Annotated in this window: 22 protein-coding genes and 1 tRNA gene; 10 read left to right on the forward strand and 13 right to left on the reverse strand. The window is 73.0% G+C overall.

The window, feature by feature from the left end; all coding sequences use genetic code 11:
- Positions 1 to 80 precede the first annotated feature (80 nt).
- From E4N63_RS18855 to E4N63_RS18875, 5 genes are all read right to left on the reverse strand, one after another.
- Positions 81 to 156: transfer RNA gene (locus E4N63_RS18855), tRNA-Arg, on the reverse strand.
- 263 nt (positions 157 to 419) lie between these two features.
- The gene (locus E4N63_RS18860) at positions 420 to 1,052 is read right to left on the reverse strand and encodes a hypothetical protein (RefSeq protein WP_228429499.1); all 633 of its coding nucleotides are present in this window, start codon (positions 1,050 to 1,052) and stop codon (positions 420 to 422) included.
- 148 nt (positions 1,053 to 1,200) lie between these two features.
- A complete protein-coding gene (gene htpX / locus E4N63_RS18865) occupies positions 1,201 to 2,109 on the reverse strand; it encodes a zinc metalloprotease HtpX (protein WP_125623352.1) in 909 nt (302 codons plus the stop codon).
- Positions 2,110 to 2,114: 5 nt separating this feature from the next.
- Positions 2,115 to 2,396 carry a hypothetical protein gene (locus E4N63_RS18870; protein ID WP_228429500.1) on the reverse strand — a complete coding sequence of 94 codons (282 nt, stop codon included), beginning with the start codon at positions 2,394 to 2,396 and terminating at the stop codon, positions 2,115 to 2,117.
- Positions 2,393 to 3,229, reverse strand: coding sequence for a PspA/IM30 family protein (locus E4N63_RS18875; RefSeq protein ID WP_125623345.1), 837 nt, complete (start codon positions 3,227 to 3,229; stop codon positions 2,393 to 2,395). The genes E4N63_RS18870 and E4N63_RS18875 overlap by 4 nt, the downstream gene beginning before the upstream one ends.
- 332 nt (positions 3,230 to 3,561) lie before the next feature.
- On the opposite strand from E4N63_RS18875, the gene E4N63_RS18880 reads away from it, so the two are divergent.
- Positions 3,562 to 6,195 (forward strand): FUSC family protein, encoded by a 2,634-nt coding sequence (locus tag E4N63_RS18880; protein WP_230241257.1) that lies wholly within the window; start codon positions 3,562 to 3,564, stop codon positions 6,193 to 6,195.
- 81 nt (positions 6,196 to 6,276) lie between these two features.
- Here E4N63_RS18880 and E4N63_RS18885 read toward each other — a convergent pair whose 3' ends face one another.
- A complete protein-coding gene (locus E4N63_RS18885) occupies positions 6,277 to 7,722 on the reverse strand; it encodes a M6 family metalloprotease domain-containing protein (RefSeq protein ID WP_230241258.1) in 1,446 nt (481 codons plus the stop codon).
- 114 nt (positions 7,723 to 7,836) lie between these two features.
- Between E4N63_RS18885 and E4N63_RS18890 the strand changes: the two genes are divergently transcribed.
- The 3 genes from E4N63_RS18890 to E4N63_RS18900 all read left to right on the forward strand — a co-directional run bounded on the left by E4N63_RS18890 (position 7,837) and on the right by E4N63_RS18900 (position 11,027).
- The gene (locus E4N63_RS18890) at positions 7,837 to 7,992 is read left to right on the forward strand and encodes a hypothetical protein (RefSeq protein WP_230241259.1); all 156 of its coding nucleotides are present in this window, start codon (positions 7,837 to 7,839) and stop codon (positions 7,990 to 7,992) included.
- A 364-nt stretch (positions 7,993 to 8,356) separates the two neighbouring features.
- Positions 8,357 to 8,983: a TetR/AcrR family transcriptional regulator gene (locus tag E4N63_RS18895; protein ID WP_230242552.1), complete on the forward strand. Its 627-nt coding sequence runs from the start codon at positions 8,357 to 8,359 to the stop codon at positions 8,981 to 8,983.
- A gap of 487 nt (positions 8,984 to 9,470) precedes the next feature.
- Entirely contained in the window at positions 9,471 to 11,027 is a 1,557-nt protein-coding gene (locus tag E4N63_RS18900) for an MFS transporter (RefSeq protein WP_230241260.1), read from the forward strand.
- Positions 11,028 to 11,314: 287 nt separating this feature from the next.
- On the opposite strand, the gene E4N63_RS18905 is transcribed toward E4N63_RS18900, so the two are convergent.
- A complete protein-coding gene (locus E4N63_RS18905) occupies positions 11,315 to 11,818 on the reverse strand; it encodes a MarR family winged helix-turn-helix transcriptional regulator (protein WP_125623414.1) in 504 nt (167 codons plus the stop codon).
- A 169-nt stretch (positions 11,819 to 11,987) separates the two neighbouring features.
- Here E4N63_RS18905 and E4N63_RS18910 point away from each other — a divergent pair, with 169 nt between their 5' ends.
- Complete coding sequence (locus E4N63_RS18910; protein ID WP_228429502.1) at positions 11,988 to 12,809, forward strand: dioxygenase; 822 nt, start codon at positions 11,988 to 11,990, stop codon at positions 12,807 to 12,809.
- Positions 12,810 to 12,866: 57 nt separating this feature from the next.
- On the opposite strand, the gene E4N63_RS18915 is transcribed toward E4N63_RS18910, so the two are convergent.
- On the reverse strand, positions 12,867 to 13,415 hold the full coding sequence (locus tag E4N63_RS18915; protein ID WP_125623413.1) for a GNAT family N-acetyltransferase: 549 nt from the start codon (positions 13,413 to 13,415) through the stop codon (positions 12,867 to 12,869).
- Between the two features lie 163 nt (positions 13,416 to 13,578).
- Between E4N63_RS18915 and E4N63_RS18920 the strand changes: the two genes are divergently transcribed.
- The 5 genes from E4N63_RS18920 (at position 13,579) to E4N63_RS18940 (ending at position 19,348) form a co-directional block, all read left to right on the forward strand.
- The gene (locus E4N63_RS18920) at positions 13,579 to 14,604 is read left to right on the forward strand and encodes an RNA polymerase sigma factor RpoD/SigA (protein ID WP_230241261.1); all 1,026 of its coding nucleotides are present in this window, start codon (positions 13,579 to 13,581) and stop codon (positions 14,602 to 14,604) included.
- 333 nt (positions 14,605 to 14,937) lie between these two features.
- Entirely contained in the window at positions 14,938 to 15,699 is a 762-nt protein-coding gene (locus tag E4N63_RS18925; RefSeq protein WP_125623411.1) for a DeoR/GlpR family DNA-binding transcription regulator, read from the forward strand.
- Positions 15,700 to 15,937: 238 nt separating this feature from the next.
- A complete protein-coding gene (gene pfkB / locus E4N63_RS18930) occupies positions 15,938 to 16,888 on the forward strand; it encodes a 1-phosphofructokinase (protein WP_230241262.1) in 951 nt (316 codons plus the stop codon).
- Between the two features lie 57 nt (positions 16,889 to 16,945).
- On the forward strand, positions 16,946 to 19,054 hold the full coding sequence (locus tag E4N63_RS18935) for a fructose-specific PTS transporter subunit EIIC (protein ID WP_230241263.1): 2,109 nt from the start codon (positions 16,946 to 16,948) through the stop codon (positions 19,052 to 19,054).
- Positions 19,055 to 19,165: 111 nt separating this feature from the next.
- On the forward strand, positions 19,166 to 19,348 hold the full coding sequence (locus E4N63_RS18940; protein WP_125623408.1) for a hypothetical protein: 183 nt from the start codon (positions 19,166 to 19,168) through the stop codon (positions 19,346 to 19,348).
- 65 nt (positions 19,349 to 19,413) lie between these two features.
- On the opposite strand, the gene mscL is transcribed toward E4N63_RS18940, so the two are convergent.
- From mscL to E4N63_RS18965, 5 genes are all read right to left on the reverse strand, one after another.
- A complete protein-coding gene (gene mscL / locus E4N63_RS18945) occupies positions 19,414 to 19,899 on the reverse strand; it encodes a large conductance mechanosensitive channel protein MscL (RefSeq protein WP_125623407.1) in 486 nt (161 codons plus the stop codon).
- 96 nt (positions 19,900 to 19,995) lie between these two features.
- A complete protein-coding gene (locus E4N63_RS18950) occupies positions 19,996 to 20,136 on the reverse strand; it encodes a hypothetical protein (protein ID WP_230241264.1) in 141 nt (46 codons plus the stop codon).
- 888 nt (positions 20,137 to 21,024) lie between these two features.
- Entirely contained in the window at positions 21,025 to 21,894 is an 870-nt protein-coding gene (locus tag E4N63_RS18955; protein WP_230241265.1) for an S-methyl-5'-thioadenosine phosphorylase, read from the reverse strand.
- 147 nt (positions 21,895 to 22,041) lie between these two features.
- Positions 22,042 to 22,392 carry an FmdB family zinc ribbon protein gene (locus tag E4N63_RS18960; protein ID WP_230241266.1) on the reverse strand — a complete coding sequence of 117 codons (351 nt, stop codon included), beginning with the start codon at positions 22,390 to 22,392 and terminating at the stop codon, positions 22,042 to 22,044.
- A 66-nt stretch (positions 22,393 to 22,458) separates the two neighbouring features.
- On the reverse strand, positions 22,459 to 23,910 hold the full coding sequence (locus E4N63_RS18965) for an MFS transporter (RefSeq protein WP_230241267.1): 1,452 nt from the start codon (positions 23,908 to 23,910) through the stop codon (positions 22,459 to 22,461).
- Positions 23,911 to 24,248: the final 338 nt, after the last annotated feature.

Genomic DNA, 24,248 nt, shown 5'->3' on the forward strand with positions numbered 1-24,248 from the left:
TCACCGGTGTGGGTTGCCCCCGCCGACGATGGAGTGAATGCCAAACGCCCCGGACCATGATCGGTCCGGGGTGTTTTGGCTGGTGCCCCCGGCAGGATTCGAACCTGCGACACCCGCTTTAGGAGAGCGGTGCTCTATCCCCTGAGCTACGGAGGCTGGGCTGTGGCAGCGGGCCCGGTGAGGGGCTGTGCCGCCGCGGTCAGTGTAGCGGGTGGAGATCCAGAGGCCATCGGGTTGCTGTGCTCGGTGAGCGCCAGGGGGCAGTGGGGCGGGCGGTGCTTGGCCTCATCTGCTGGAGCGCGGTGGCGAGCGGCTTGGGGCGGGCTGCTGGTGCCCGATCTGGATCGGCCTTCGGGTGGAGCGGTGGCGCGGATCGCTGTCTTCGCCGCGGGGTCCGTACCCGGAGGCGGGTGGCCCCGTCACAGCCCCGGGGCGCCCCAGAGGGGGAACCAGCGGCTCAGGTCTTCCTCGAGGCGGAGGTCGTCCTTGATCGCGGCCTTGACCTGGAGTTCCAGCGGGTTGTCGCGCTTCTCGCCGGGGAGGGGCGCGAAGGGGTAGAACGTGCCGCGCTTGTAGAGGTACACCAGCGCGAGCGGGCGCTGTTCGGTGTTGCGGAAGGTGACGAGGGAGCAGAGCAGCTGCGGGCCGAAGCCGCTGTCCTGGAGGGCGGTGTTCACCGCGTGCAGATCGTTGACCAGGGCGGGCAGTTCGTCCGGGGCGCGGCGGGACAGCAGCCAGGAGTACCCGAAGTCGTCGCGGATCAACTCCACCGGTACGCCGCCGCGTTCGGAGTCCGCGTCCAGGAGGGCCCGGACCTCCTGGCGGACCTCGGTGAACGCGCCGCCCTCGATGGTGGCGAAGCAGACCGAGCCCGCTCCGGTCGGGGTGAAGCCTGCGGCCGCCTGCAGAGTGATCGCCGCCGAGGGGAGGCCGAATAGCTGGTCGAGGTCGGGCCGGACGGGTTTGCTCCGGCCGAGCAGCGCGTTCCAGAAGCCCGGTGTGCCCCGGCCCCGGTCCCGGGCCTTTCCCGTGGCGTCCCGGCTTCTTCTCATCGTGGGCCTGCTCCTTTCCGGGGCGACGGCGCGTCGGACTACCGCCGGTTGTCGTGAGTCCTGCCGCGGGGCAGTGCCAAGTCTGGGTCCGGGTCTGCCCCGGTTCTGGTCTCGGTCAAGGGCTCCGCCTTCGCCGCCTTCCCCGCTCTCACCGCCGCTCGCCGCCGCCGCCCAGTTGTGCGGCGATCTCCTCGAGTGCCTCCAGACGGCGCTGCAGGGTGGGATGGGTGGAGAACATGTTGGCCACCGCCGTGCCCGGGCGGATGGCGGGGGTGAAGAAGAACGCGTTGAACGCCTGGGCGGTGCGCAGGTCCCGGGTGGGGATCCGGGCCACGTCGCCACTGACCTTCGTCAGCGCCGAGGCCAGGGCGGACGGCTTGCCGGTGAGCATGGCCGCGGCCCGGTCGGCGGCGAGTTCGCGGTAGCGGGACAGGGCCCGGATGAGCAGGAAGCTGAGGGCGTAGACGAGCGCGGAGACCGCCATGACCAACGCCAGCACCGCCGCCGTGTTCTGGTCGCGCCGGCCGCCGAACAGCTGCGAGTAGAAAGCGAAGCGGACGACGAGCCCGGCCAGTACGCCCAGGAACGAGGCGATGGTGATCACCGCCACGTCCCGGTGCGCCACATGGGACAGCTCGTGCGCGAGGACGCCTTCGAGTTCCTCGGTCTCCAGCCGTCTCAGCAGCCCGGTGGTGACGCAGATGACGGCGTGGTCCGCGTTACGGCCGGTGGCGAAGGCGTTGGGCAGGTCCATGTCGGAGACGGCGACCCGGGGTTTGGGCATGTCGGCGGTGGCGCACAGCCGGTCCACCACCCCGTGCAGCTGGGGCTGCTGTTCCGGGGTGACGAGATGGCCGCGCATGGCGTAGAGGGCGATCCGGTCGGAGAACCAGTACTGCGCCCCCAGCAGCCCCGCGGCGATGACGATCACCAGGACCAGGGATTCGAGCAGCACGATCAGCGCGGCGACGAACGCCACGTACACCAGCCCGAGCAGGAACATCGTGAGCGCCATACGGGCGGTCAGCCCGCGGTCGGGCTCGAAACGGCTGCGCATCGCCATCACCCCGGGATCAGGCCCTCATCGGTGAGCAGGTCCCGCACCTGGGACAGGCTCGTGTCCTCGTCGGGCAGGACCAGGTCCGAGACGGTGATCATCTCGTCCGGCAGCCGGGTGCCGAGGGTGCGCACCGCCCCCACCAGAGCCGACAGGGCCGCGGTGAACGCTGCCGCGTCGTCCGCCCGCGCCGCCGACTGCAGCGCGGAGTCGAGTTTGTTGAGGCGGTCGAGGTGCTTCTCGTCGATCTCGTACTGGCCCTCGCCGAGAATGCGGGTGATCATCATGTCGCCTCCTGGTCCGGCGGACGGCGGCTCTCCCGGGCTGCCGTGGCGTCCCGGGCCTGCCGGTCCTCCCGGCCTCGGTCCTGCCGCTCCTCCGCGGAGCCGCTTTCGACCGCCGCCGGACCTCCGGACGAAGCGATCTCCGTCTTCATCCGCGCCAGCTCGGTCTCCACGTCCCCCTCCGCCGTCACGGCGTCGAGTTCGGCCCGGAGATCGTCGCGGCCGGCCGGGAGAGCGGCGTCCTCCAGAGCTCCGGTGGCCATCAGCTCGTCCAGGGCAGCGGAACGCGCCTGCAACTGCTCGGTCCTGTCCCGGGCGCGCTCCACGGCCAGGCCGACATCGCCCATCTCCTCGCCGATGCCGGTGACCGCCTCGGTGACGCGGCTCTGGGCCTCCGCCGCCGTGTAACGGGCCTTGATGGTCTCCTTGCTCGTGCGAAAGGTGTCGGTCTTCGCCTGGAGACGCTGCGCGGCCAGGGTGAGCTTCTCCTCCTGGGCCTGGAGCGACGCGTGCTCCTCCCGCAGCTCCATGAGGCGCGAGCCGGCGGCCGTGCGCCGGTCGAGGGCTTCGCGCGCCAGGTCCTCGCGGCCGGCGGCGAGTGCCTGTCCCGCCTGGTCTCGCAGGGTTTCGGCCGACTGCCGCAACCGGTCCGCCTGCTGTTCCACGCGCTTGCGGGCGGCCGCCACATCGGCCAGGCCGCGCCGGACCTTCTGCAGGAGTTCGAGTTGCTGCTGGTAGGAGTAGTCGAGGGTCTCGCGGGGGTCCTCGGCCCGGTCCAGGGCCCGGTTCGCCTTCACCTGGAACAGACCGGCGACGCGTTGGGCGATGCTGGGCACGGCGGTCGCCCTCCTCTCCGTTGCCGGGTTTCCGAGTGTCCGGGTCGTGCCGGTGAAAACCAGCCGGGCGGTGCCGGGTCCGGCCGGTGCGCGGGAGAGCCGTGGTGCGGCCGGGCGTCACCCTCAGCCTCCTCCGGCCGGCCGGTGCGCGACAGGGCCGGGTGGTACCCGTTTCGGGAGACGCCGGATGCCGGACGGCTGTTCGGGGCCCCTGCGGTACGAAGCCGCGCCCCCGCACGCCGCAACCGAACCGCGCGGGGCGCCGAGGGACGGTGAACGGGCAGGTGGCGGGGGACATGGGAGCCGCCGCCCCGGGTAGGGAAGCGGGCGACATGATCTCCTCAGCTGCTGATGCCGACGGGCCCGGACCCCGCCGGGACGCGCGCCGCGCGCTGTCGCGGCGCGTACGGCTGCCCCTGCCGGCCTCCGACCCCGGGCTGCTGCGGCTCACGGCCGCACTGCGCACCGTGCTGTCGGTCGGACTGACCCTGGCCGTGCTGGCGCTGCTGGGCGTTCCCCTGCGGATCCAGGTCACCGGCGCCATGGCGGCGCTGATCTCGACCATCGCGGTCAGTGAGACCCGCCTCCGGGACCAGGCCGTGACGCTCGCGCTCGGGCTGCCGGTCGCGGGCGCGACGGTCGCCGCCGGTACGGCGCTGGCGCCGCACCGGATCGCCGCCGACACCGTCTTCGTCCTGGTCATCTTCGGCGCCGTGTACGTACGGCGGTTCGGGCTGCGGGGCAAGGCGCTCGGCATGATCGCCTTCCAGATGTTCTTCATCGCCCAGTTCGTGCAGGTGGAGACGGCACGGCTGGCTCAGGTGGGGCTCGCGCTGCTGGTGGCCTTCGGCTGCGGAGCGCTCGTACGGTTCGGGCTGCTGCGCGTGACGCCCGAACAGACACTCGACCTGCTGATGGGTTCCTTCCGCACCCGGCTGCGGCAGGCCGTCGGCGCCATGGCCGCACTGGCCGAGGCGGCGGAGCGGGACGGACCGGCCGGGGAGTCGAACGGACCGGCGGTTTCCGGGGGCTCGGCGGTGTCCGGGAAGCCGTCGGCTCCCGCCGCGCCGGCCGGGGGAGGACCCGACGGCACCGGCCGGGAGCGCGCCGAGCGACGGCTGCGGCAGCGGATCGTACGCCTGCACGAGGGCGCGCTGATGATCCAGGACCGGCTGGAGGACAGCACCCCCGACGCCTCCACGGCGGAGGCCGTGCAGCGGCGCATCGCGGGCATGGAGGTCACCGCCGAGCGGCTGGCCGCCGTCCTGCTGGACGGCGAACGTCCGCCGCACACCCCCCTGGTGACCGTCCGGCTGCGCGAGCTCTACGAGGCCGTCGGCCGGGACTGGCTGCAGAAGCGCACCCCCGTCGGCCTCGCCCACGTACGGGACCGGCTACTCGGCTACCGCGAGAACGAGAACCTCACCGGACTCCCCGCGGGCGACCAGGAAGCGCTGCGCGCCATGGGGGAACTGGCGTTCAGCGTGCTGGGCCTGCGGGTCGCCCTGGGCGCGGCGGACGGCGACGACGAGAACGACAGCCCCCGCACCCGCCAGTACCGCGAGGAACTGGAGACCGAGGAACTGTCCCGGCGGGCCGAGAGCGGCCTGCGGGCGGAGAGGGGCCCGCGGGCGGAAAGCAGCCTGCGGGGCCGCCCGGACGCGGAGGAGACGCCGGAGGAGCGGGGCGCCTCCGGCGTCGCGCGGCGGCGGGACGGAGACGGAGGCGCGGAGAGCGAGCCGCCGGAGGACGAGGAGACCGCGGAACCGGGCGGTCTGCGGCGGCCGAGCACCCGTACGGCCTTCCAGGTCACCGTCGGTTCGGCGATGGCCATCGTCGGCGGCGAACTGCTGTCGCCGCAGCGCTGGTACTGGGCCGTGCTCACCTGCTGGGTGGTCTTCCTCGGCACCGCCTCCACGGGCGAGATCCTCGTCAAGGGCTACCGGCGGCTGGCCGGTACGGCCGTCGGTGTGGTGGCGGGCGCCGGGCTCACCGGGCTCGTGGCCGGCCACACCGGTGTGTCCTTCGCGCTGATCCTCTTCTGCGTCTTCGCGGCCTTCTACTTCGCACCCGTGTCGCACACCCTGACGTCGTTCTTCATGACGGCGATGCTCGGCCTGCTCTTCACCCTCCTCAACACCTTCAGCCGGGACATCTTCGTGCTCCGCGTCGAGGAGACCGCGATCGGCGTCGTCTGCGGACTCACGGCCGCGCTGCTCGTGCTGCCGATCCGGACCGCCGAACACACCGACGAACTCCTCCGCACGGTGCTGGAACGGTTGAGCGATGTGACGCAGGAGGCGGTACGGCGGCTCAGCGGCGAGCGGCCGGGGGTGTCCGGCGGCGCACCGCCGGGCGCCCGGGACGCCACGGTTGTTCCGGCGGCGCCGGGTGCGGGGGACGGCTCCGGCGTGCCCGCGTCTGTTCCGTCCGGCCCGTCCGGCCCGTCCGCCCATCCCGTCGATCTGCTGGAGGCCGCCCGGGAACTCGACGACGCCCTGGACGGCCTGCGGTCCGCCGTGCAGCCGCTGACCCACCCCGTGAGCCCGCTGCGCTCGCGGAGCCAGACCGCCCGCTATGTCGTCGCGCTGCTGGACAGCGCCGCGTACCACGCGCGCGGACTGGCCGCCGTCGCCGAACAGTTGACCGGTGACAGCCGCATCACCCCCGACCCCCGCGTCGCCGCCGCGGCCGGGCGGCTCACGCGCAATCTGCGGACCCTCACCCGGAGCCTGGAGGAGCCCGAGGAGCAGCGGGACGAGGCGCTGCTGCCGGGGTCCGACACCCTCACCATCGCGGTCATCGACCATCCCTCCCGCTCACCGGTCGGTTCGCGGGTGGCCCGGCACATCCACCGGCTGGACGAGATCGTCATCGGCCTGGCCGAACCGCTGGGGGTACGGGTGGAGGGTGCGCGGGGTGCTGGGGGTGCGGCGGGTGCGACGGGTGAGGCTGCCGCCGGGTAGCGCGCCGGCCCGCCCGGGCGGGCGCGGCCCGGCAGGTGCGGCCCGGGCGGGTGCGGGCGCCGGTTGGTGCGGCAGGGAGGGTCAGGGCCTCGTCACGGTGATCCGGTGGGCGCCGTCCGGTTCCCGGCCGGTGACCTCGACGGTGACGCCCGTCCGCGCGTCCCGGTAGTGCTCGCCGACGCCGAAGGGCGCGTCGGTCAACTCCGCGGCGACATTGGGCAGCCGGGTGCAGCCGCCGCTGGCCGGTGTGCTGTCCCGCACCTCCACGGGGCCCCGGCCGGTCTCCACCCGGGTGTCGACCCAGTAGACCAGCACCCCGGGCTTGCACACCGCCTCGTCGTTGCCGGAACGGGTGCGGACCTCGATGGCGTAGCCCGTGCTGTCGGTGACCGGTACGTACACCAGTTTGGTCTGCCGGGTCTGCCGGGTCTGCCGGGTTGGTCCAGTCCGGCGGCTGTGGGACGGGGAGACAGCGGCGGCAGGAGCGTTCCGGTCCGAGGTGTCCGCGGTCCGCCCGGCCGCCGGGTCTCCCGGCCGGGTGCGCCCGTTCCCGGCGTCCGCCCCGCCGGCCCCGTCCGCCTCGTAGCCCACGGCTTCCTCGTGACCTCCGCCCTCCTCGTCCGCCACGGCCTGCTCGTACCCGTTCGTCCCGCCGTTCCCCCCGGCGTCCCGCTCCCCGAGCGGGCGGATCGTGTGCCGGCTGCGCCCGCTGCCGTTGGCGCACTCGACGTGCCGGTCGTCGTCCAGCCAGCCGAGCTTGCGTTTGTGCCAGCCGAGGAAGTCGTTCCCCGGCCCCCAGTCCTCCGACATCAGATCCCAGTGGCCGGCCTTGTTGCCGCCGCCGTCGTCGGTGTAGAGGTCGGGAAGGCCCAGTGAGTGGGCGTTCTCGTGCGGCAGTACCCGGTACGCGTTGGCCGCGGCACCCGGTGAACCGTCGTTCTGGCGGCTGTAGATGAACGAGATGCGGTTCAGGGGGACGCCGTCGGCCTCGGGGGCGTCGGCGATCCCGGTGAAGCTGACGGACAGCACGGTCTCCGCGGCGGGCGGCCCGGCGTTGGGGGTGACCAGCACGTTGATCAGCTCGTAGCGGCCGAAGTCGATCCGGTCGTCGGCGGTCCGCGCGAGATCCTCGATGAGCCTCCGGTAGCCCGGCTCGTAACCGGCACCGCGTTCGATGCCGTACGAGGAGAACGGGCGCGGCATCCGCAGCCAGCCCTTGACGGGGGTTTCGGCGCGGTAGTCGAGGGCGCCGTAGGAACTGGTCGCGTACCAGTCGGCGGTCGCCGGGAAGAACTCGGCGAAGCGTTCGCGGGCACTGCCCTCCCCGCGGACGTCCGGGAAGTCGATCATCAAGGTCAGGGCGCGGAGTGTGCCGGTGCTGGGGGCATGCCCCGGTGGGGTGGGGATCCCCTCGGACATCTGTATGCCCTCGGCGTGGCCCGGGACGCAGGTGGAGCCGGCCTGTGCGAGGGAGGGCGCGCCCGGGCCGGGGTGGGTGACGGGGACGGCGGCCGGCGCTGCCGCCATGGATATGGAGACGGACGTGAGAGCGAGCGCGGCCGTCGTCAGCCGGGTCCGGGGATGGAGCCGGGGCCGGGAGGGGAGTGCGGCGGGGCGGGAGACGAGGAGACCCGGCCCAGGGTGCGCGCCCCCCGCGCGCACGGGGCCTGTGCGGTGGCCGGTGCCGCGGCCCGGGTGGGTACCGCCGGTGGGGCCCGGCCGGGGGACGTCCTGCTGCATACGGCCGCCTTCGTGATCGGGGCGGCCGTCCTGCGCCCCGGCCGCTCGCTGGTGTGATCACCGTGCGCCGAATGCTCGTACGGGCGCACGCGATGGGCGGCCGAACGTGGGGAAACGGTGCTCCGATCGAGGGCCGCGGCGGCCGGGGATGTTTCCCGGCCGGCGCCCGCCCGGACGAGTGACGGGCATCACAGCAGGCTGCGAAATAACCGGGGACCTATTCCCCGTTCTGACAGATGTTCGGTGAACCGGGGAGGACTTCCCCGGTTCACGGTCCGGCGGTTCTGCGGATCCCGTGGGAAGGCTGGAAGCCGTGAACACCGAACACGAGACCGAGAACTCGGGGACCGAGAAGCCGAGAACCGAGAAGAGCGGGAAGACCGGAAGGAGCGCCGTCGTGAACCCCGTCGCCACACCACCGGTGTGCAAGCCGGAACCACGGCTGCGCGCCGACGCCCTGCGCAACAGGGAACGGATCGTCGCGGCGGCCCGGGAGATGTTCGTGGAACACGGGCCGGACATCTCGCTCGACGAGGTGGCCCGCCGCGCCGGCGTCGGCAACGCGACGCTCTACCGGCACTTCACCGACCGGGTCGAGCTCGTCCGCCGCGTCACCCTCTACGTCACCGACCGTGTCGCCGATGAGGCGGCGGCGGCTCTCGCGGAGGAGGACGACGGCTTCGACGCGCTGAGCCGCTTCGTCCACGCGGCCGTCGCCGAGCGGGTCGGTGCCCTGTGCCCGCTCCTCGCGGGGGTCGCCAAGGAGGACGCAGAACTGGCCGCGGCGCGCGAGCGGTTGGAGCTGGCGGTCGAAGCGCTGGTGAAGAGCGCCAAGAGCTGCGGCCGGCTGCGGGCCGACGTCGAGATCGGCGATCTCATGGTGGTCCTCACCCAGCTCACCCGTCCATTGCCCTCCAGCGGATGCCTGGACTTCGACAGCTTCGTCCACCGGCACCTGCAGCTCTTCCTGGACGGGCTCCGGGCCCCGGCCCGTTCCCGGCTCCCCGGCTCCGCCGCCACCTTGGAGGACCTCCGGCAGAAACCCTGACGCCCCGGCGCGCCGAGGGCCGGGACAGGACCGGCAACCGGCCCGGAGCACAAGAGCCACCGGGCCCGGGCCACGGACCGTGCGACCGACAGGGTCCGGTCGGCAGGCCACCGATACCCACCGAACCACCGATACCCACCGACCACCGATCTCCACCGACCACCCGACCGTCCACCCCACCGCGCCCGACCGGCCGGCCGGCCGGCCCACACCACAGCCCACAGAAGACCCGCGGGATCCGAACGGATCCGGGATTCCGCGCCCCAAGGACCCCGCCGGCCCCACCCGGCGCCGGGCCCGCGGCCGTCCACGCCCCAAAGCGTGCGCTCCCCGGGAGTGCCCGACGGCCCCGGAGCGTGCCCGGCCTCCCCCCACATGTCCTGCCAGCAGGAGTTCCCTTCCGGGCGCTTCGTCACATCGTCACTGCACGCGCCGTCATGTCGTCATCGCGTTACTCAGAACTCCGTACCGACAGGGGGACCCCGTCATGCCCGACACCGAACAGCGGCAGGCACCTGATCCGCTGCGCTGGAAAGCGCTGATCTTCATCGCGCTCGCCCAGCTCATGGTGGTGCTCGACGCGACCATCGTGAACATCGCTCTGCCCTCCGCCCAGGCCGACCTGGGTATATCCGACGGCAACCGGCAATGGGTCATCACCGCCTACGCACTGGCGTTCGGCGGGTTGCTGCTCTTCGGCGGCCGGGTCGCCGACCTCTGGGGCCGCCGCCGCACCTTCGTCATCGGCCTCATCGGCTTCGCGGTGGCCTCGGCGCTCGGGGGTGCCGCCGTCAACACGGCCATGATGCTCGGTGCCCGCGCCCTCCAGGGTGTCTTCGGCGCGCTGCTCGCGCCGGCCGCGCTCTCGCTGCTGGCGGTGACGTTCACCGAGGCCCGGGAGCGGGCCAAGGCGTTCGGCATCTACGGCGCCATCGCGGGCGGTGGCGGCGCCATCGGCCTGATCCTCGGCGGACTGCTCACCGAGTACCTGGACTGGCGCTGGACCTTCTACGTCAACATCCCGTTCGCCGTCATCGCCGCCGCGGGCGCGCTCTTCGTCATCAAGGAGCCGGCCGAGGGCCGCAACCCGTCCCGGCTGGACATGCCCGGCGTCTTCCTGGCGACCTCCGGACTGGTCGCGCTCGTCTACGGATTCACCCGTGCCGAGGCCGACGGCTGGAGCGCCGGACCGACGGTCGGCCTGCTCACCGCGGCGGGCCTGCTCCTCCTGGCCTTCGCCGTCGTCGAGTCCCGGGTGCGCAACCCGCTGCTGCCGCTGCGCGTGGTGACGGAGCGGAACCGGGGCGGCGTCTATCTGTCGCTGGGCCTGGCGATCATCGGGATGTTCGGGCTGTTCCTCTTCCTCACCTACTACCTCCAGGTCGTGAAGGCGTACAGCCCCGTCACCACCGGCCTGGCGTTCCTGCCGATGGTCGCGGGCATGATCACCGGTTCCACGCAGATCGGCGCCCGGCTGATGAACCGGGTCCGGCCACGGCTGCTGATGGCTCCGGGCTTCCTGGTCGCCGCGCTCGGCCTGCTGATCCTGACCCGGATCGACGTCGGAACCCCGTACGCGACCGTGATCCTGCCCGGGCTGGTGCTGATGGGCCTCGGCATGGGCACGGCCTTCATGCCGGCCATGAGCCTCTCCACCCACGGGGTGCAGCCTCAGGACTCGGGTGTCGCCTCCGCCATGGTCAACACCTCGCAGCAGGTCGGCGGCGCGATCGGCACCGCGCTGCTGAACACCGTCGCGGCCAGCGCCACCACGGCGTACGTCACCTCGCACGCGGCGGGTGCCGGATCCGCCGCCGGGGCCGTCGAAGCGCTGCGGCTCCAGGCGATGGTGCACGGCTTCACGACGGCGATCTGGTGGGCGGTGGCCATCCTGGTGCTGGCGGCCGTGGTCGCGTTCACGCTGGTCAACGCCCAGCGGCAGGGCGCGGTGGCGGTCACCCGCCCGGACCGGGACGAGCCGGAGGGCCGGGGAGGCGAGGGGGAGAAGGGCGACGAGCTCACCGTCCCCGTGTTCGCCCACTGACCCGCTGACCCGCTGACCCGCTGGACCGCTGAACCGCGCCGGCCGGAGCACGGTCCGGGGCGGCCGCCGGGGCTGACCCGCGGCCGCCGCTCCGGCCCTGCCTGCCGGACCCGCCTGCCGGGAAGGACCTCGCTCCGGGGGGAGCGAGGTCCTTCTTGCTGTCCCTGCTGTGCCTTGCTGTGACTTTCTGTGCCGGACCGCTGCCACTGCTGTGCCGGACCGTTCCCGCCGCCGCAGCGGTGGAGAGGTCCCTCGGCCACAACCCTCGGCGGAGCCGGGCTCGACCCTCAGCGGAGCCAGGGGAGGTCGGCGTCCGCGCTGTCGGGCTGGAGCCCTTCGGCGACGAGCCGGCAGATCTCCCCGAACTCTTCGACCTGCTGCGGGCTCAGGCGGTCGAACAGCGCGGCCCGTACGGCCGCCACATGGCCCGGTGCCGCGCGCTCCAGTACGGCCTTCCCCTGTTCCGTGAGGACGGCGAACTGGCCCCGCTTGTCGGACGGGCAGCTCTCCCGGCGTACCCACCCGTTGTTCTCCAGCCGCGCTATGGCGTGGGACAGCCGGGAGCGAGTGATCTTGGAGTTGCGGGCCAGTTCGGTCATCCGCATCCGGCGCTCCGGTGCCCCGGAAAGCTGGACCAGCAGGCCGTAGTAGACGTGCGGCATCCCCGCGTCGCGCTGCAACTGGCGGTCGAGGTGGTCGTCCAGCAGGGCGGTGGCGTGCAGATACGCCTGCCACGTGCACTGCTCGTCGTCGCTGAGCCAGCGGGGCTCGCCGCCGGGGGCCGTCGTCATGTTTCCCACCGTACAGAAACTTGAAGGTTAAATGAAACAGGCGTACGGTGGTATCAGAACTTGAACTATCAAGTATGTGGGCTGGCCCGGTGAGCCGGCCGCCCCGTCCCGTCAGCCGTAACCGATCGCAGGCGCCAGCCGCGCCAGCCGCGTCAGCCCGGGAGCCGCCATGTCCGCCACCGCCCCTGCCCCTGTCTCCGCCTCCGCCTCCGGCGAGCGCATGCCCGCCCTCTATCTCAGCCACGGCGCACCGCCGCTGGCCGACGACCCCGTCTGGCCCGGCGAACTCGCCGCCTGGGCCGCCGGGCTGCCGCGACCCCGCGCGATCCTGATGGTCTCCGCCCACTGGGAGGAGGCCCCGCTCGCCCTGGGCGCCACGGAGACCGTGCCCCTCGTGTACGACTTCTGGGGCTTCCCCGAGCACTACTACCGGGTCCGCTACGCCGCCCCCGGCGCCCCCGAGCTGGCCGAACGCGTCCGCAAGACCCTGCGCACCGCCGGCACCCCGGTCCAGGACGTCCCCGACCGCGGGCTCGACCACGGGGCCTATGTGCCGCTCGCCGAGATGTACCCGGACGCCGGCATACCCGTCCTCCAGATCTCCCTCCCCACCCTCGACCCGGAGCAGCTGCTGCGGATCGGCCGCAAGCTCGCGCCCCTGCGCGACGAGGGGGTACTGATCGTCGGCAGCGGCTTCTTCACCCACAACCTGGCGGCGCTGCGCCACCCGGGCGGCGGGGTGCCGGGCTGGTCGGCCGAGTTCGACGACTGGGGGCGGCGTGCGCTGGACGGCGGTGACGTCGACGCACTGCTCGACTTCCGGCACTCCTCCCCGGCCGGTGAGCTCGCCCACCCGCGCACGGAGCACTTCGCGCCGCTCTTCGTCACCCTCGGGGCGGCCGACGCCGCCGGAGACCTCGGCAGCGGGCGCAGCGTGATCGACGGCTTCTGGATGGGGCTGGCGAAGCGCTCGGTGCAGTTCGGCGGCTGAGCCGGGGAGCCGCCCGGGGAACCCGTGGGCCGGGGCCGGGGCCGGGGCGGCGGAGCCCTACTCGGTTCCTGAGGACCCGAGCCGCCGCTCGAACCAGGCGACGTCCCAGTACCGGCCGAACTTCCGGCCCGCCTCGTGGAACGTGCCGACCCTGCCGAAGCCGAAGCGCTCGTGCAGTCGCACCGAGGCGGCGTTGGGCAGCGTCACCCCCGCGTAGGCGCGGCGGAGGTCCTGGGTCTCCAGGATGCGGAAGAGCTCCGTGTAGAGACGGGTGCCGACGCCCCGGCCGCCGGCGTCCGGGGCGCAGTAGACGGTCACCTCGGCCGAGGTGGCGTAGGCCGCCTTGGGGCGGAAGGGGCTGCTGGTGGCATAGCCGAGAATGCGGCCTCCTCCGCTCCCGGACGAGTCCTCCACGGCAACCAAAAGACGGTGCGGGCCGTCCTCAGGGTGGGAGAGCAGCCAGGGGCGGCGCTGTTCGGCCGTGAAGGGCTCGGTGTCGAACGTGATGGGTGTCTCACGGACGTAGTGGTTGTAGAGGTCCGTCAGCTCGTGGAGGTCCTGCTCCCCACCCGGTCTGACCTGCACTTCTGTACGCCGGCTCGCCATTGTTCCCCCATCTGTGGCCGGACAGGGTACTGCATGATCGGGAAAACCGGTGGTCGGCATGGGAATTCTGTCCGGATTGCAGTCGTTGTTTCCATCGGAACGGGCACCCGATTGGGTGTACGTCCGCCACAGACCGCGACCTACTCATCGTAAGGGAGCACGCATGGCAACCCGTGCCGTCGCCCGTCGTCAGCCCGCCGCCTCCGGTGTGGATGACCGGGCCAACAGTGTTCGCGCCGTAGGCGAGATCGCCGATCGCGACCTGGTCGGCATGTACCTCGACGAGATCGCGCGCACACCCCTGCTCGACGCCGCCAAGGAGGTCGAGCTGTCCCAGGCCATCGAGGCGGGCGTCTACGCCCAGCGGATCCTCGACGGAGACGTCGGCGCGGACGACGGGACCGCCCGGGCCGAGGTCAACGCCGCCGGGGCGAGCCGCGAAGAGCTGGAGGCGATCGCCGCCCAGGGCGAGCGCGCCAAGGACGTCTTCATCCGCTCCAACCTCCGGCTCGTCGTCGCCGTGGCGCGCCGCTACCCGCGCAGCGGGCTCCCCCTGCTCGACCTCATCCAGGAGGGTAACGCCGGCCTGGTGCGCGCGGTCGAGAAGTTCGACTACACCAAGGGTTTCAAGTTCTCCACGTATGCCACGTGGTGGATCCGGCAGGCCATCACCCGTTCCATCGCGGACCAGTCCCGGACCATCCGGCTCCCGGTCCACCTGGTCGAGGAGCTGGGCCGAATCCGGCGCGTGCAGCGGGAGTTCAACCGCGAGCACGGCCGCGAGCCGGACCACACCGAGATCGCCAAGGAGCTGGGCTCCAAGACCGAGCGGATCACCGATGTGCTCGACTGGGCTCGCGACCCGGTCAGCCTCAACATGTCCGTGGACGACGAGGGCGAGACCCAGTTCGGCGACCTGCTGGAGGACACCTCCGCGGCCTCGCCCGAGCAGTCCGTGATGATCATGCTCCGCCGTGAGGAGCTGGACGACTTGATCGGCAAGCTCGACGACCGCACCGCGTCGATCATCAAGATGCGGTACGGCATCGACGACGGCAAGGAGCGCACGCTCACCGAGGTCGGCAAGCAGCACGGCCTCACCCGCGAGCGGATCCGGCAGATCGAGAAGCACGCTCTGCTGGAACTCAAGAAGATGGCCCGTGACACGGGCTTCGACGCAGCGGCCTGACCGCCGCCTGCCGGCGGCGGGAACGGCCCGCTCCGCCGCCCCACCGCGCAGAGCCCCGGCGCCACCAGGCGACCGGGGCTCTGCGCGTGCCGCGCCACCGGTGGGTCCCGCTCGGTGTCCTCCGTAAGGCCGTGCCGCGGCCGTTCCTTGCGCTCCGGCGCCTTCTCCGGTGCCTCCCTGGACACCGGGACGCCTCCACGGGCGCTCCGCTCGCGCGCCCTCCCCGATACCCGTTCCTGCCCGAATGTGCCCGAACATGTTTACTTCTTCCTGACCTGGTCGTAACCTGCCGGTGAAACCACACGATCGGGCAGTGAACGGACGTCAACCACCATGTACGCACCGGAGCGCCAGCAGGAGATCCTGCGGCTCGCCCGCGAGAGAGGCCGGGTCGACGTGCTCTCCCTCGCCGAGGAGTTCGACGTCACCGCGGAGACCGTCCGCCGCGACCTGAAGTCGCTCGACCGGGCGGGGCTGCTGCGCCGGGTGCACGGTGGGGCCATCCCGGCGGGACGGCTCGACTTCGAGCCGGGCCTCGCCGAGCGCGACACCGTGGCGGCAGCCGAGAAGGACCGCATCGTGCGCGCTGCCCTCGCCGAACTGCCCGCCGAGGGCAGCGTCATCATCGACGCCGGAACGACCACCGCCCGCCTCGCCGCGGCCATTCCCCCGGAGTCCCCGCTCACCGTCGTCACCCACGCGCTGCCGGTCGCCACCCGGCTCACCGACCACCCCGGCATCGCCCTCCATCTCGTCGGCGGCCGGGTACGGCACCGCACGCGCGCCGCGGTCGACGCCTGGGCCCTGCGCGCCTACGGGGAGTTGACGGCGGACGTGCTCTTCCTCGCCACCAACGGGTTCTCCCCCGAGGGCGGCCTGACCACCCCCGACCTCGCCGAAGCCGCGGTCAAACGGGCGGCGATCGCGGCTGCCCGGCGCGTGGTGCTCCTGGCCGACTCCGGGAAGTGCGGCCAGGAACACTTCGCCCGCTTCGGGGACCTCTCCGACGCGGATCTGCTCGTCACCGACACCGGACTGGACCCCGAGACCGCGCTCGCCATCGAGCGGCGCGGCACAGAGGTGATCCGCGTATGAACCCCGCGACCACCGGCAGCCGGAACGGCATGAAGCCGCTCAACCGCCGTACCCGCACCGGCCGTTCACTCCGCAACCCCGGCGCCGCCCGACCCGCTGGTCCTGTCGTCCGTCTCGGCCACGGCATCGGCCACGGTCGTGACGGTTCCGGTGGCACCGTCACCACAGGTCGGCTCCCCCTCGCGCACGCCCCGGGGCGTGCCCGCGCACGGTGGTTCCCCGCACAGGCAGGCCGCGCATGATCCTCACCATCACCCCCAACCCCAGCCTGGACCGGACCTATGAGGTGCCCACCCTGGTCCGCGGCGCGGTGCTGCGCGCCACCGCCGACCGGATGGACCCGGGCGGCAAGGGCGTCAACGTCTCCCGCGCCATCGCCGCCGCCGGAGGCCGCACGGTAGCCGTCATGCCTCTCGGCGGGCCTGCCGGCGCCGTGGTCGCGGACCTGCTGCGGGACGAGGGCATTCCGGTGGCCGGGGTTCCCGTCCTCGGCCCGACCCGGTCGAACATCTCCGTCGTGGAGTCCGACTCCACCCTCACCAAGATCAATGCCGCCGGTCCGGAGCTCTCCGCCGCAGAGGCGGAAGCGCTGCTGGAGAAGGTCCGTGAGTATGCCGTCGGCGCCTCGTGGATCGCCTGCTGCGGCAGCCTGCCCCGTGGGCTCCCGCTCTCGTGGTACGCCGAACTGGTCGACCGCGCGCACCGGGCGGGCACCCGGATCGCCCTGGACACCTCCGGACCCGCCCTCACCGCCGCGCTCGGCGCCCGGCCCGATGTCGTCAAACCGAATGCCGCGGAACTGGCCGAGGCCGTGGGACGCCCTCTCCTGAGCATCGGCGACGCGGTGGAGGCGGCACGGGACCTGCGCGACCGGGGCGCCCGCGCCGTCCTCGCCAGCCTGGGCGCGGACGGGCAACTGCTGGTGGACGGCTCCGGAGCGCGCTACGGCAGCGCCCGGGTCACCACCGTCCGCAGCAACGTGGGGGCCGGTGACGCCTCCCTGGCCGGCTTCCTCGGCGCCGGCGGTGAGGGCCCCACGGCTCTCGCTGCGGCACTCGCCCACGGCGCTGCCGCCGTCGGGCTGCCCGGCAGCGTCATGCCGTCCCCCGCCGACCTGGACCCCTCCGTGGTCAGGACGACCGGCGAGCCGCCCCTCGACCGTCCGCTGACGGAGCCGGTGCACCCGTGAACCACCCCCCACGTCCCCGAGCCGCCTCCCGGCGGTGTGTGAGCAATGGAGCGCGAGATGAGTGAGTTGATCACCGAAGGTCTGGTTGACCTCCAACTGTCCGCCGGCACCAGGGCTGCGGCCGCCCGGGCCCTCGCCGAGCGGATGGCCGCTGCCGGACGCGTCACCGACCTCGACGGCTTTCTCGCCGATGTCGCCGCCCGGGAGGAACAGATGCCGACCGGCCTGGAAGGCGGCATCGGCATACCCCACTGCCGCAGCGCCCATGTCACCGAGCCCACCCTGGCCTTCGGGCGCAGCGAGGCCGGTGTCGACTTCGGCGCGGCCGACGGGCCCGCCGACCTCATCTTCCTGATCGCCGCCCCGGCCGGCGGCGACGCCGACCATCTGTCGATCCTCTCCACGCTGGCCCGGCGCCTCATGGACGACTCCTTCACGGGGGCGCTCCGCACGGCGGAAACTCCGGCCGGGGCCGCGGCCCTGATCCGCGGTGACCAGCCGCCCTCGGAGGCCGCCACCGCTGCCGACGCCGAACCGTCCGACACTGAACCGGCAGCAGCAGGGCCGGCTGCAGCAGGGCCGGGCCCGTCCGGTCCCGCGGCGGCGGGCACCACCCCGGACACGGACGCCGACAAGGACGCCACTCGCACGGACACGGAGGCCGCACCGGACGCCCGGCCCTTCCGTATCGTCGCCGTCACCTCCTGCCCGACCGGCATCGCGCACACCTATATGGCGGCAGAGTCGCTCGAACAGGCCGGCAGAGAAGCCGGGGTGGAACTGGTGACGGAGACGCAGGGCTCCGCCGGGTTCCGCAGACTGGACCCGGCGGTGATCGCCGCCGCCGACGCCGTGATCTTCGCGCACGACGTGGAGGTCCGGGAAAAGGCCCGCTTCGCGGGGAAGCCGACCGTCGACACCGGCGTGAAGGCCGCCATCAACCGCCCCGCCCAACTCATCGCCGAGGCCCGGGCCAAGGCCCGGCGCGGTGAGACCACGGCCCCCGCCGGACCGGGTACGGCAGCCGCCGACGCCACCGGCGAGAACCAGGGGGAGGGGTTCGGCTCGCAGCTGCGCCGCTATCTCATGAGCGGTGTCAGCTACATGGTGCCGTTCGTCGCCGCCGGCGGACTCCTCATCGCCCTCTCCTTCGCGCTCGGTGGCTACGACATCACTGAGGCGAAGCCGGTCACCGAGCACTTCGTCTGGACGGAGGTGGCGAGCTGGGCCGCCCTGCTCCTCCAGATCGGCAGTGCCGCCTTCGGCTTCCTGGTGCCGGTGCTGGCCGGGTACATCGCCTATGGCATGGCCGACCGGCCGGGGCTCGTCCCCGGTTTCGTCGGCGGAGCCGTCGCGGTCACCGTCGAGGCCGGCTTCCTCGGCGGTCTGGTCGCCGGTCTGCTCGCGGGCACGGTGGTCCGCGGCATCCAGCGGGCCCGGATTCCCGCGGCCCTGCGCGGGATCATGCCCGTGCTGGTGATCCCCCTGCTCGGGTCCGCGGCCGTCGGCTTCCTCATGTTCGTGGTGATCGGTGAGCCCGTTGCCGCGCTCCAGCGGGGACTGACCGGGTGGCTCGGCGACCTCTCCGGCTCCAACGCCATCATCCTGGGGGCCGTCCTCGGCCTGATGATGTGCTTCGACCTCGGCGGACCTCTCAACAAGGTCGCGTACACCTTCGCCGTCGGCGGGCTCGCCGACGCCAACAGCGGGAGCCTCAAGGTCATGGCCGCGGTGATGGCGGCCGGCATGGTCCCGCCGCTGGCGATGGCGCTCGCCACGGCCCTCCGGAGCAGACTCTTCACCACCGCCGAGCGGGAGAACGGCAAGGCGGCCTGGGTGCTGGGCGCTTCCTTCATCACGGAGGGCGCCATCCCGTTCGCCGCTGCGGACCCGCTGCGGGTGATCCCCTCCGTGATGGCGGGCGGCGCGGTCACCGGTGCGCTCTCCATGGCGTTCGGCGCCACCCTGCGGGCGCCGCACGGCGGTGTGTTCGTGGTCCCGCTGATCAGCGGACCTCTGCTCTACCTGGTGGCCATCGCCGCCGGTACGGCCCTCGCGACCGGGCTGGTGGTGCTCCTCAAGGAGATACGGGAGCGGACGTCCGGCGGCCCGGAGCACACCGCGCCGGGCGGGACGGCACAGCAGATCAAGGCCGCCACGGGCTGAGCGGAAGACCGCTACGAGAAGGGCGGCCAGGAGCCCGCGCCGGAGGGAGGAAGGGCGGGCAGGACGGGGCGCGCGGGGCCTGTGGGAAGGGCGGAGCCGTACTCTGGACGGATGAGCACCCCCGCACCCGGTCCCGCGCCCCGCGACCCGGCCGAGTCCCTCGTCTTCGACGACCCGCTCGCCCAGCCGTCCGCCGACGACACCGACAGCGGCTGGGGCGAGCGGCCGGCGGGCGGAGACAGCGCCGCCGACCTCGCCCGGTTCCTGGACGAGAAGCCGCCGCACCACATCTGAGACTCCCCCCGGCCCTGGCCCCGGCTCCGCCGTTCCGGAGCCGCTGCCGCGCCCGCGGACGCCCGTTACTTCGGGCTGGGAACCCGCGGACCCGGGCCGCCCCGCTGGGCGACCAACTCGTCGCGGATCTCCCGCAGCAGCACGATCTCGACGGCCTCCGCCTCGGCCTGCCGCTCCTCCGCGACCTTCTGCCGGGCCGCCTTCCGGGCGAGGAACTTCGCCATGGGCAGCACCATGAGGAAGTAGACGACCGCCGCGGTGATCAGGAAGCTCAGCGTGGCACTGAGCACGGAGCCCCACATGATCGGGATGCCCTGTACGACCTCCCCCGCCTGATTGGTCTCGCAGGGCCCGTCGAGGCAGGAGCGGTACCGGTCGAGATCCTTGGTGCCGAAGGCTCCCACCACGGGATTGATGAGACCCTTCACCACCGAGTTGACCACGTTGGTGAACGCGGTACCGATGACGACCGCGACCGCCAGGTCGATGACGTTCCCGCGCATGAGGAAGGCCTTGAAGCCCTCCCACACATTCTGCTTGTCCTCGCTCAAGGAGGGTCTTTCCCTTCGATGAATCGGAACCCGATGGTCCGGGTCGATGCGACGGCCATCGTGGACGGGGCGGGGACATGCTGTCCAGCCGGGAGTTCATCGCTCGGTGAGCGTGCCGAGGGCGGGCACCGAGAGCACCGCGGCTGCCAGCGCCATGGCGGCCGGCCAGCCGCGCCGAACGGTGCTCCGCGTCCACCACCGCCCACCGCCGAGCCGCAGCGGCCCGAACTGGGGCACCTGCCGGGGCGGGAGGACCGGTCGCGGAGGCCCGACCGGCACCGTGCCGCTCCACTCCCGTCCGGCGGGGTTCCACCTCCGTCCCTGCCCTTCCCCGAGCACCTGCCCGTGTCCGGAAGGGGCCGGGCCGCCCGCGCGCCCGCTTCCGGCCGCGCCTCCGTCCCCGTCCCCGTCCGCCCGGACACCGCCGCACCGGAGAGCGCCACCGGCTGCCCCGCCGGCCACGTCGGTCCCGACAGCCCTGCCGGCCCGCGAGGCTCCGGTCGAGCGACGGCGGGGCCGGGCAGCCGGCCGGGCATCGGGGTACGGGGCCACGGGGCATGGATCTCCCGTGCGCGGATCTTCCGGGTACGGACTTCCCGGGTACGGATCTCCGGGACGACGGGCTCCGGGCCGGTGGTGCGGCCCCGGCCGCGGGGGCAACAGCCCCTGGTCCGGGCCTCCGGGCGGCGCGAAGGGCTGCCCGGGGATGGGCTGCCCGGGGATGGAGGCGCGCTGGGACAGGGGAAGAGCCCCGGACAGGACGAGGTGTTCGGGCCTACCGGTGTTCGCGGACATGAGGGTCACCACCTGCGGTGAAGAGGGCCGGATGCGTTTCCGCCCTCACGATGCCCCCGTTTCTCCCGCGCCGCCGGAGCCTGTGGACAACCGACGAGTTGTGGACAACGCGCTCACCCACAAGCACCCCACCAGTCGCTGAGGCGCATCTCCACCACTCCCGCCAGGTGACAAGGACGGGCCCCGGGGAGCGGGAGCCGCGTGCCGTCCGCACAGAGCCCTCGCAGCCCGCCCTCCGCACAGGGCCCACCGCCGACAGCCCACCGCAGCCGCCGGCGCACCCAGCGAAGACCCGGGGGCGGGGCCCCGTGAGCCCCGCGCCCCGTGCCGTCAGGGCAGCGTGATCCCCGTGTCCAGGCCGCTCAGCGCCGTCGTGCACAGGCAGTCCCGCGCCCCGGTCTCCGGCAGGGCCTCGACGGCGTCGAAGATCAGCGGCCGCAGCCGCCCGATGTTCTTGGCGAACACCGCCATGACCTCCGTGTGGGAGACGCCCTCACCCGTCTCGGCACCCGCGTCCAGATCGGTGACAAGAGCGATCGACGTGTAGCAGAGGCCCAGTTCACGGGCGAGTACGGTCTCCGGGTGGCCGGTCATGCCGACCACGGACCACCCCTGCGCCGCATGCCAGCGCGATTCGGCACGGGTGGAGAAGCGGGGCCCCTCGACGACCACGAGCGTTCCGCCGTCGACCGGCTCCCAGTCGCGCCCGCGCGCCGCCGCGAGGGCCGCCTGCCGCCCGGCCGGGCAGTAGGGGTCGGCGAAGGTGACGTGAACGACATTGGGCACCGAGCCGTCCGGCAGGGCCTCGCCGTCGAAGTACGTCTGGATCCGGGACTTCGTCCGGTCCACGAGCTGGTCCGGCACGAGGAGCGTGCCGGGGCCGTACTCCTCGCGCAGCCCGCCCACCGCGCACGGCGCCAGGACCTGGCGGACACCCGCCGAGCGCAGGGCCCAGAGGTTCGCCCGGTAGTTGATGCGGTGCGGCGGCAGATGGTGCTTGCGGCCGTGCCGGGGGAGGAAGGCCACGCTCCGGTCGGCTATCTCGCCGAGGAACAGGGAGTCGCTGGGGGCTCCGTAGGGGGTGTCGACGGTGATCTCGGTCACGTCGTCGAGGAGGGAGTAGAAACCCGACCCGCCGATGACGCCGATCTCCGCCAGGGGTCCGGTCCTGTCCGCGTGTGTGCTGCTGGTCTCCGCCATGCCCGTTACCTTAAGGCCGCGGCAACGCCGGTTCCGCCGTCCTTCACGAAGGGACGGTGACCGGCGTGCACGCGGGCGGAACGCGGCGGAAGCCAGGCGGGCGCCGACCGGGCGCCGGGCAGACGCCGTGCGGACGTCGGGCGGGCCTCAGGCGGCCGACGAGCCGGCGGAACCGCCGGACGACGACGCCGCGGAGGACGACGTGGAACCGGAGGACGAGCCGGAACCGGAGGACGAGCCGGAACCGGAACCGGATTCCGTGGACGACGAGCCGCTGTCGCTCTTCGCCTTCGACGAGGAGGTACTGCTGGACGACGACGCGCCCCGGCTGTCGGTCCGGTAGAAGCCGGAGCCCTTGAAGACGACACCGACCGCGGAGAACACCTTGCGCAGGCGCCCCTCGCACGCGGGGCACTCGGTGAGCGCCTCGTCGGTGAACTTCTGCACCGCTTCGAGGCCCTCGCCGCATTCGGTGCACTGGTACTGGTAGGTCGGCACTTGCTCCTCCTGGCACTCTCACTTGTTGAGTGCTAACGACGCTCCATCTTGCAGCATTCCGTGGGCTCAGTCCACTGCGGCCGCCCGACGGTGATCCACCCCACGTGCCACCACCCGCCCCGCCAGGGCCGGTTCGAGCCGGGCCCGCAGGGCCACCGCCACCAGCAGGGCGAGCCCCGTGCCGGCCAGCGGCACGGTGAATCCCGCGTGCGCCCCGAAGCCGTCGGCCAGCCGTCCGGACGCCGTGGCCGCCAGGGCCTGCCCCAGGGCCACCGCTCCGGTCAGCCAGGTGAACGCCTCCGTCCGCGCGGTCGCCGGAACGATGGACTCCACCAGGGTGTAGCCGGTGACCAGCGCCGGGGCGATGCACAGCCCGACCAGCAGTCCGAGCGCCCCCACGGCGACGGCCGAGTCCACCGCCCACAGCGGTGACGTCGCGAGCGCCAGCGCCGTGTACGCGATCAGGAGCCGCCGGTGCGGCGGCCGGCGCCAGGCGACGGCGCCGGAGACGGCGCCCGCGAGCATGTTGCCTCCCGCGAAGACGCCGTACAGCGCTCCGTTGAGACCGGGGTGGCCGATCTCCTCGGTGAAGGCCGTGAGCGAGACCTGCATGCCTCCGAACACGGATCCGATCCCGAGGAACAGCACCGCCAGCACCCGGACACCCGGCACCGACAGGGCGGAGGCGGGACGCTCCGCACGCCGTCCCGAACGGACCGCCGGTCCGGAAGAGCCGCCGGCCTTCCCCGCACCGTGCCCCGCGGCGGCGGAGCCACGGCTGGACCCGGCCGCATGCTGCACGGAAGGCTGCGTGCGCCGCTGTGCCGCGAAGAGCAGGCCGCCCAGGAACGTCAGGGTGCCCTCGGCGACCAGACCGGCGGCCGGGTGGACACCGATGCACAGCGCGGTCGCCAGCACCGGACCGATGACGAAGGTCAGCTCGTCCGTCACGGATTCGAACGCGGCTGCCGTCGCCAGCAGTGGCGAGGGCCCCCCGCGCCCGCCGCCGGGGCCGTCGTGCGCGGCATCCGAAGCATCCGAGGCGCCCGAAGTGCCCGAGGCGCCCGGGCCGCCCGTGTCACTGCTGAGCAGCGCGGCCCACCGCGCCCGCACCATCGGGCCCACCTGGGGCACCGAGGCACCCGCCGGCACGGCGGCCGCGAACAGCGCCCACAGGGGTGCGTCCAGCAGCGCGAGAGCCGTCAGGAGGGCCACCGCGGCGGTGTGGAGCAGCACGCCCGGAACGAGCACCGCGGCTTGGCCCCAGCGGTCGGCGAGCCTGCCGCTCTGCGGCGCGAACAGGGCCATGGAGACGCCGGTGGCCGCCGCGACCGCGCCCGCCGTGCCGTAGGACCCGGTGGTGTGTTCCACCAGCAGCACGATGCTCAGCGTCAGCATCGCGAACGGCTGCCGCGCCGCGAAGCCGGGGAGCAGGAACGTCCATGCCCCGGGAGTGCGCAGCAGCGAGCCGTAACCGGGACGGCGCCCGCCGGAGCTCTTGGTGACCGTGGCTGCCACGGCCGTACCTTTCTGCCGCCTGGTAGCGCACCGCGGCTCGGGGCCGCCGTGTGCGCCGAGAGCTGTCCTCTCGCGCAGCACCGGGGTAGATACCGGGTCCGCATCCCAGGAGGACAGGGATGTCAGGGGACCGAGGCCGCCGTACGGTCGCGCCAGCTCTGCGTCAGGCAGGGTGGTGTGTCGGTTGCCCGGTCATCGTACAAGGCGGCCGACGGGCGTGCCGGACGTCAGCACGAGGGAAGGGCCGGCCACCGGTGCGGACAAAGGCGCGCGAGCCCGGACACGGCAGCCCGAGCGCGGCGGCACGGATACGGCAACGCGACCACGGAGAGCGCGCA

Source organism: Streptomyces sp. MNU89 (genome assembly GCF_020982505.1).
GTDB classification, from domain to species: Bacteria; Actinomycetota; Actinomycetes; order Streptomycetales; family Streptomycetaceae; genus Streptomyces; species Streptomyces xinghaiensis.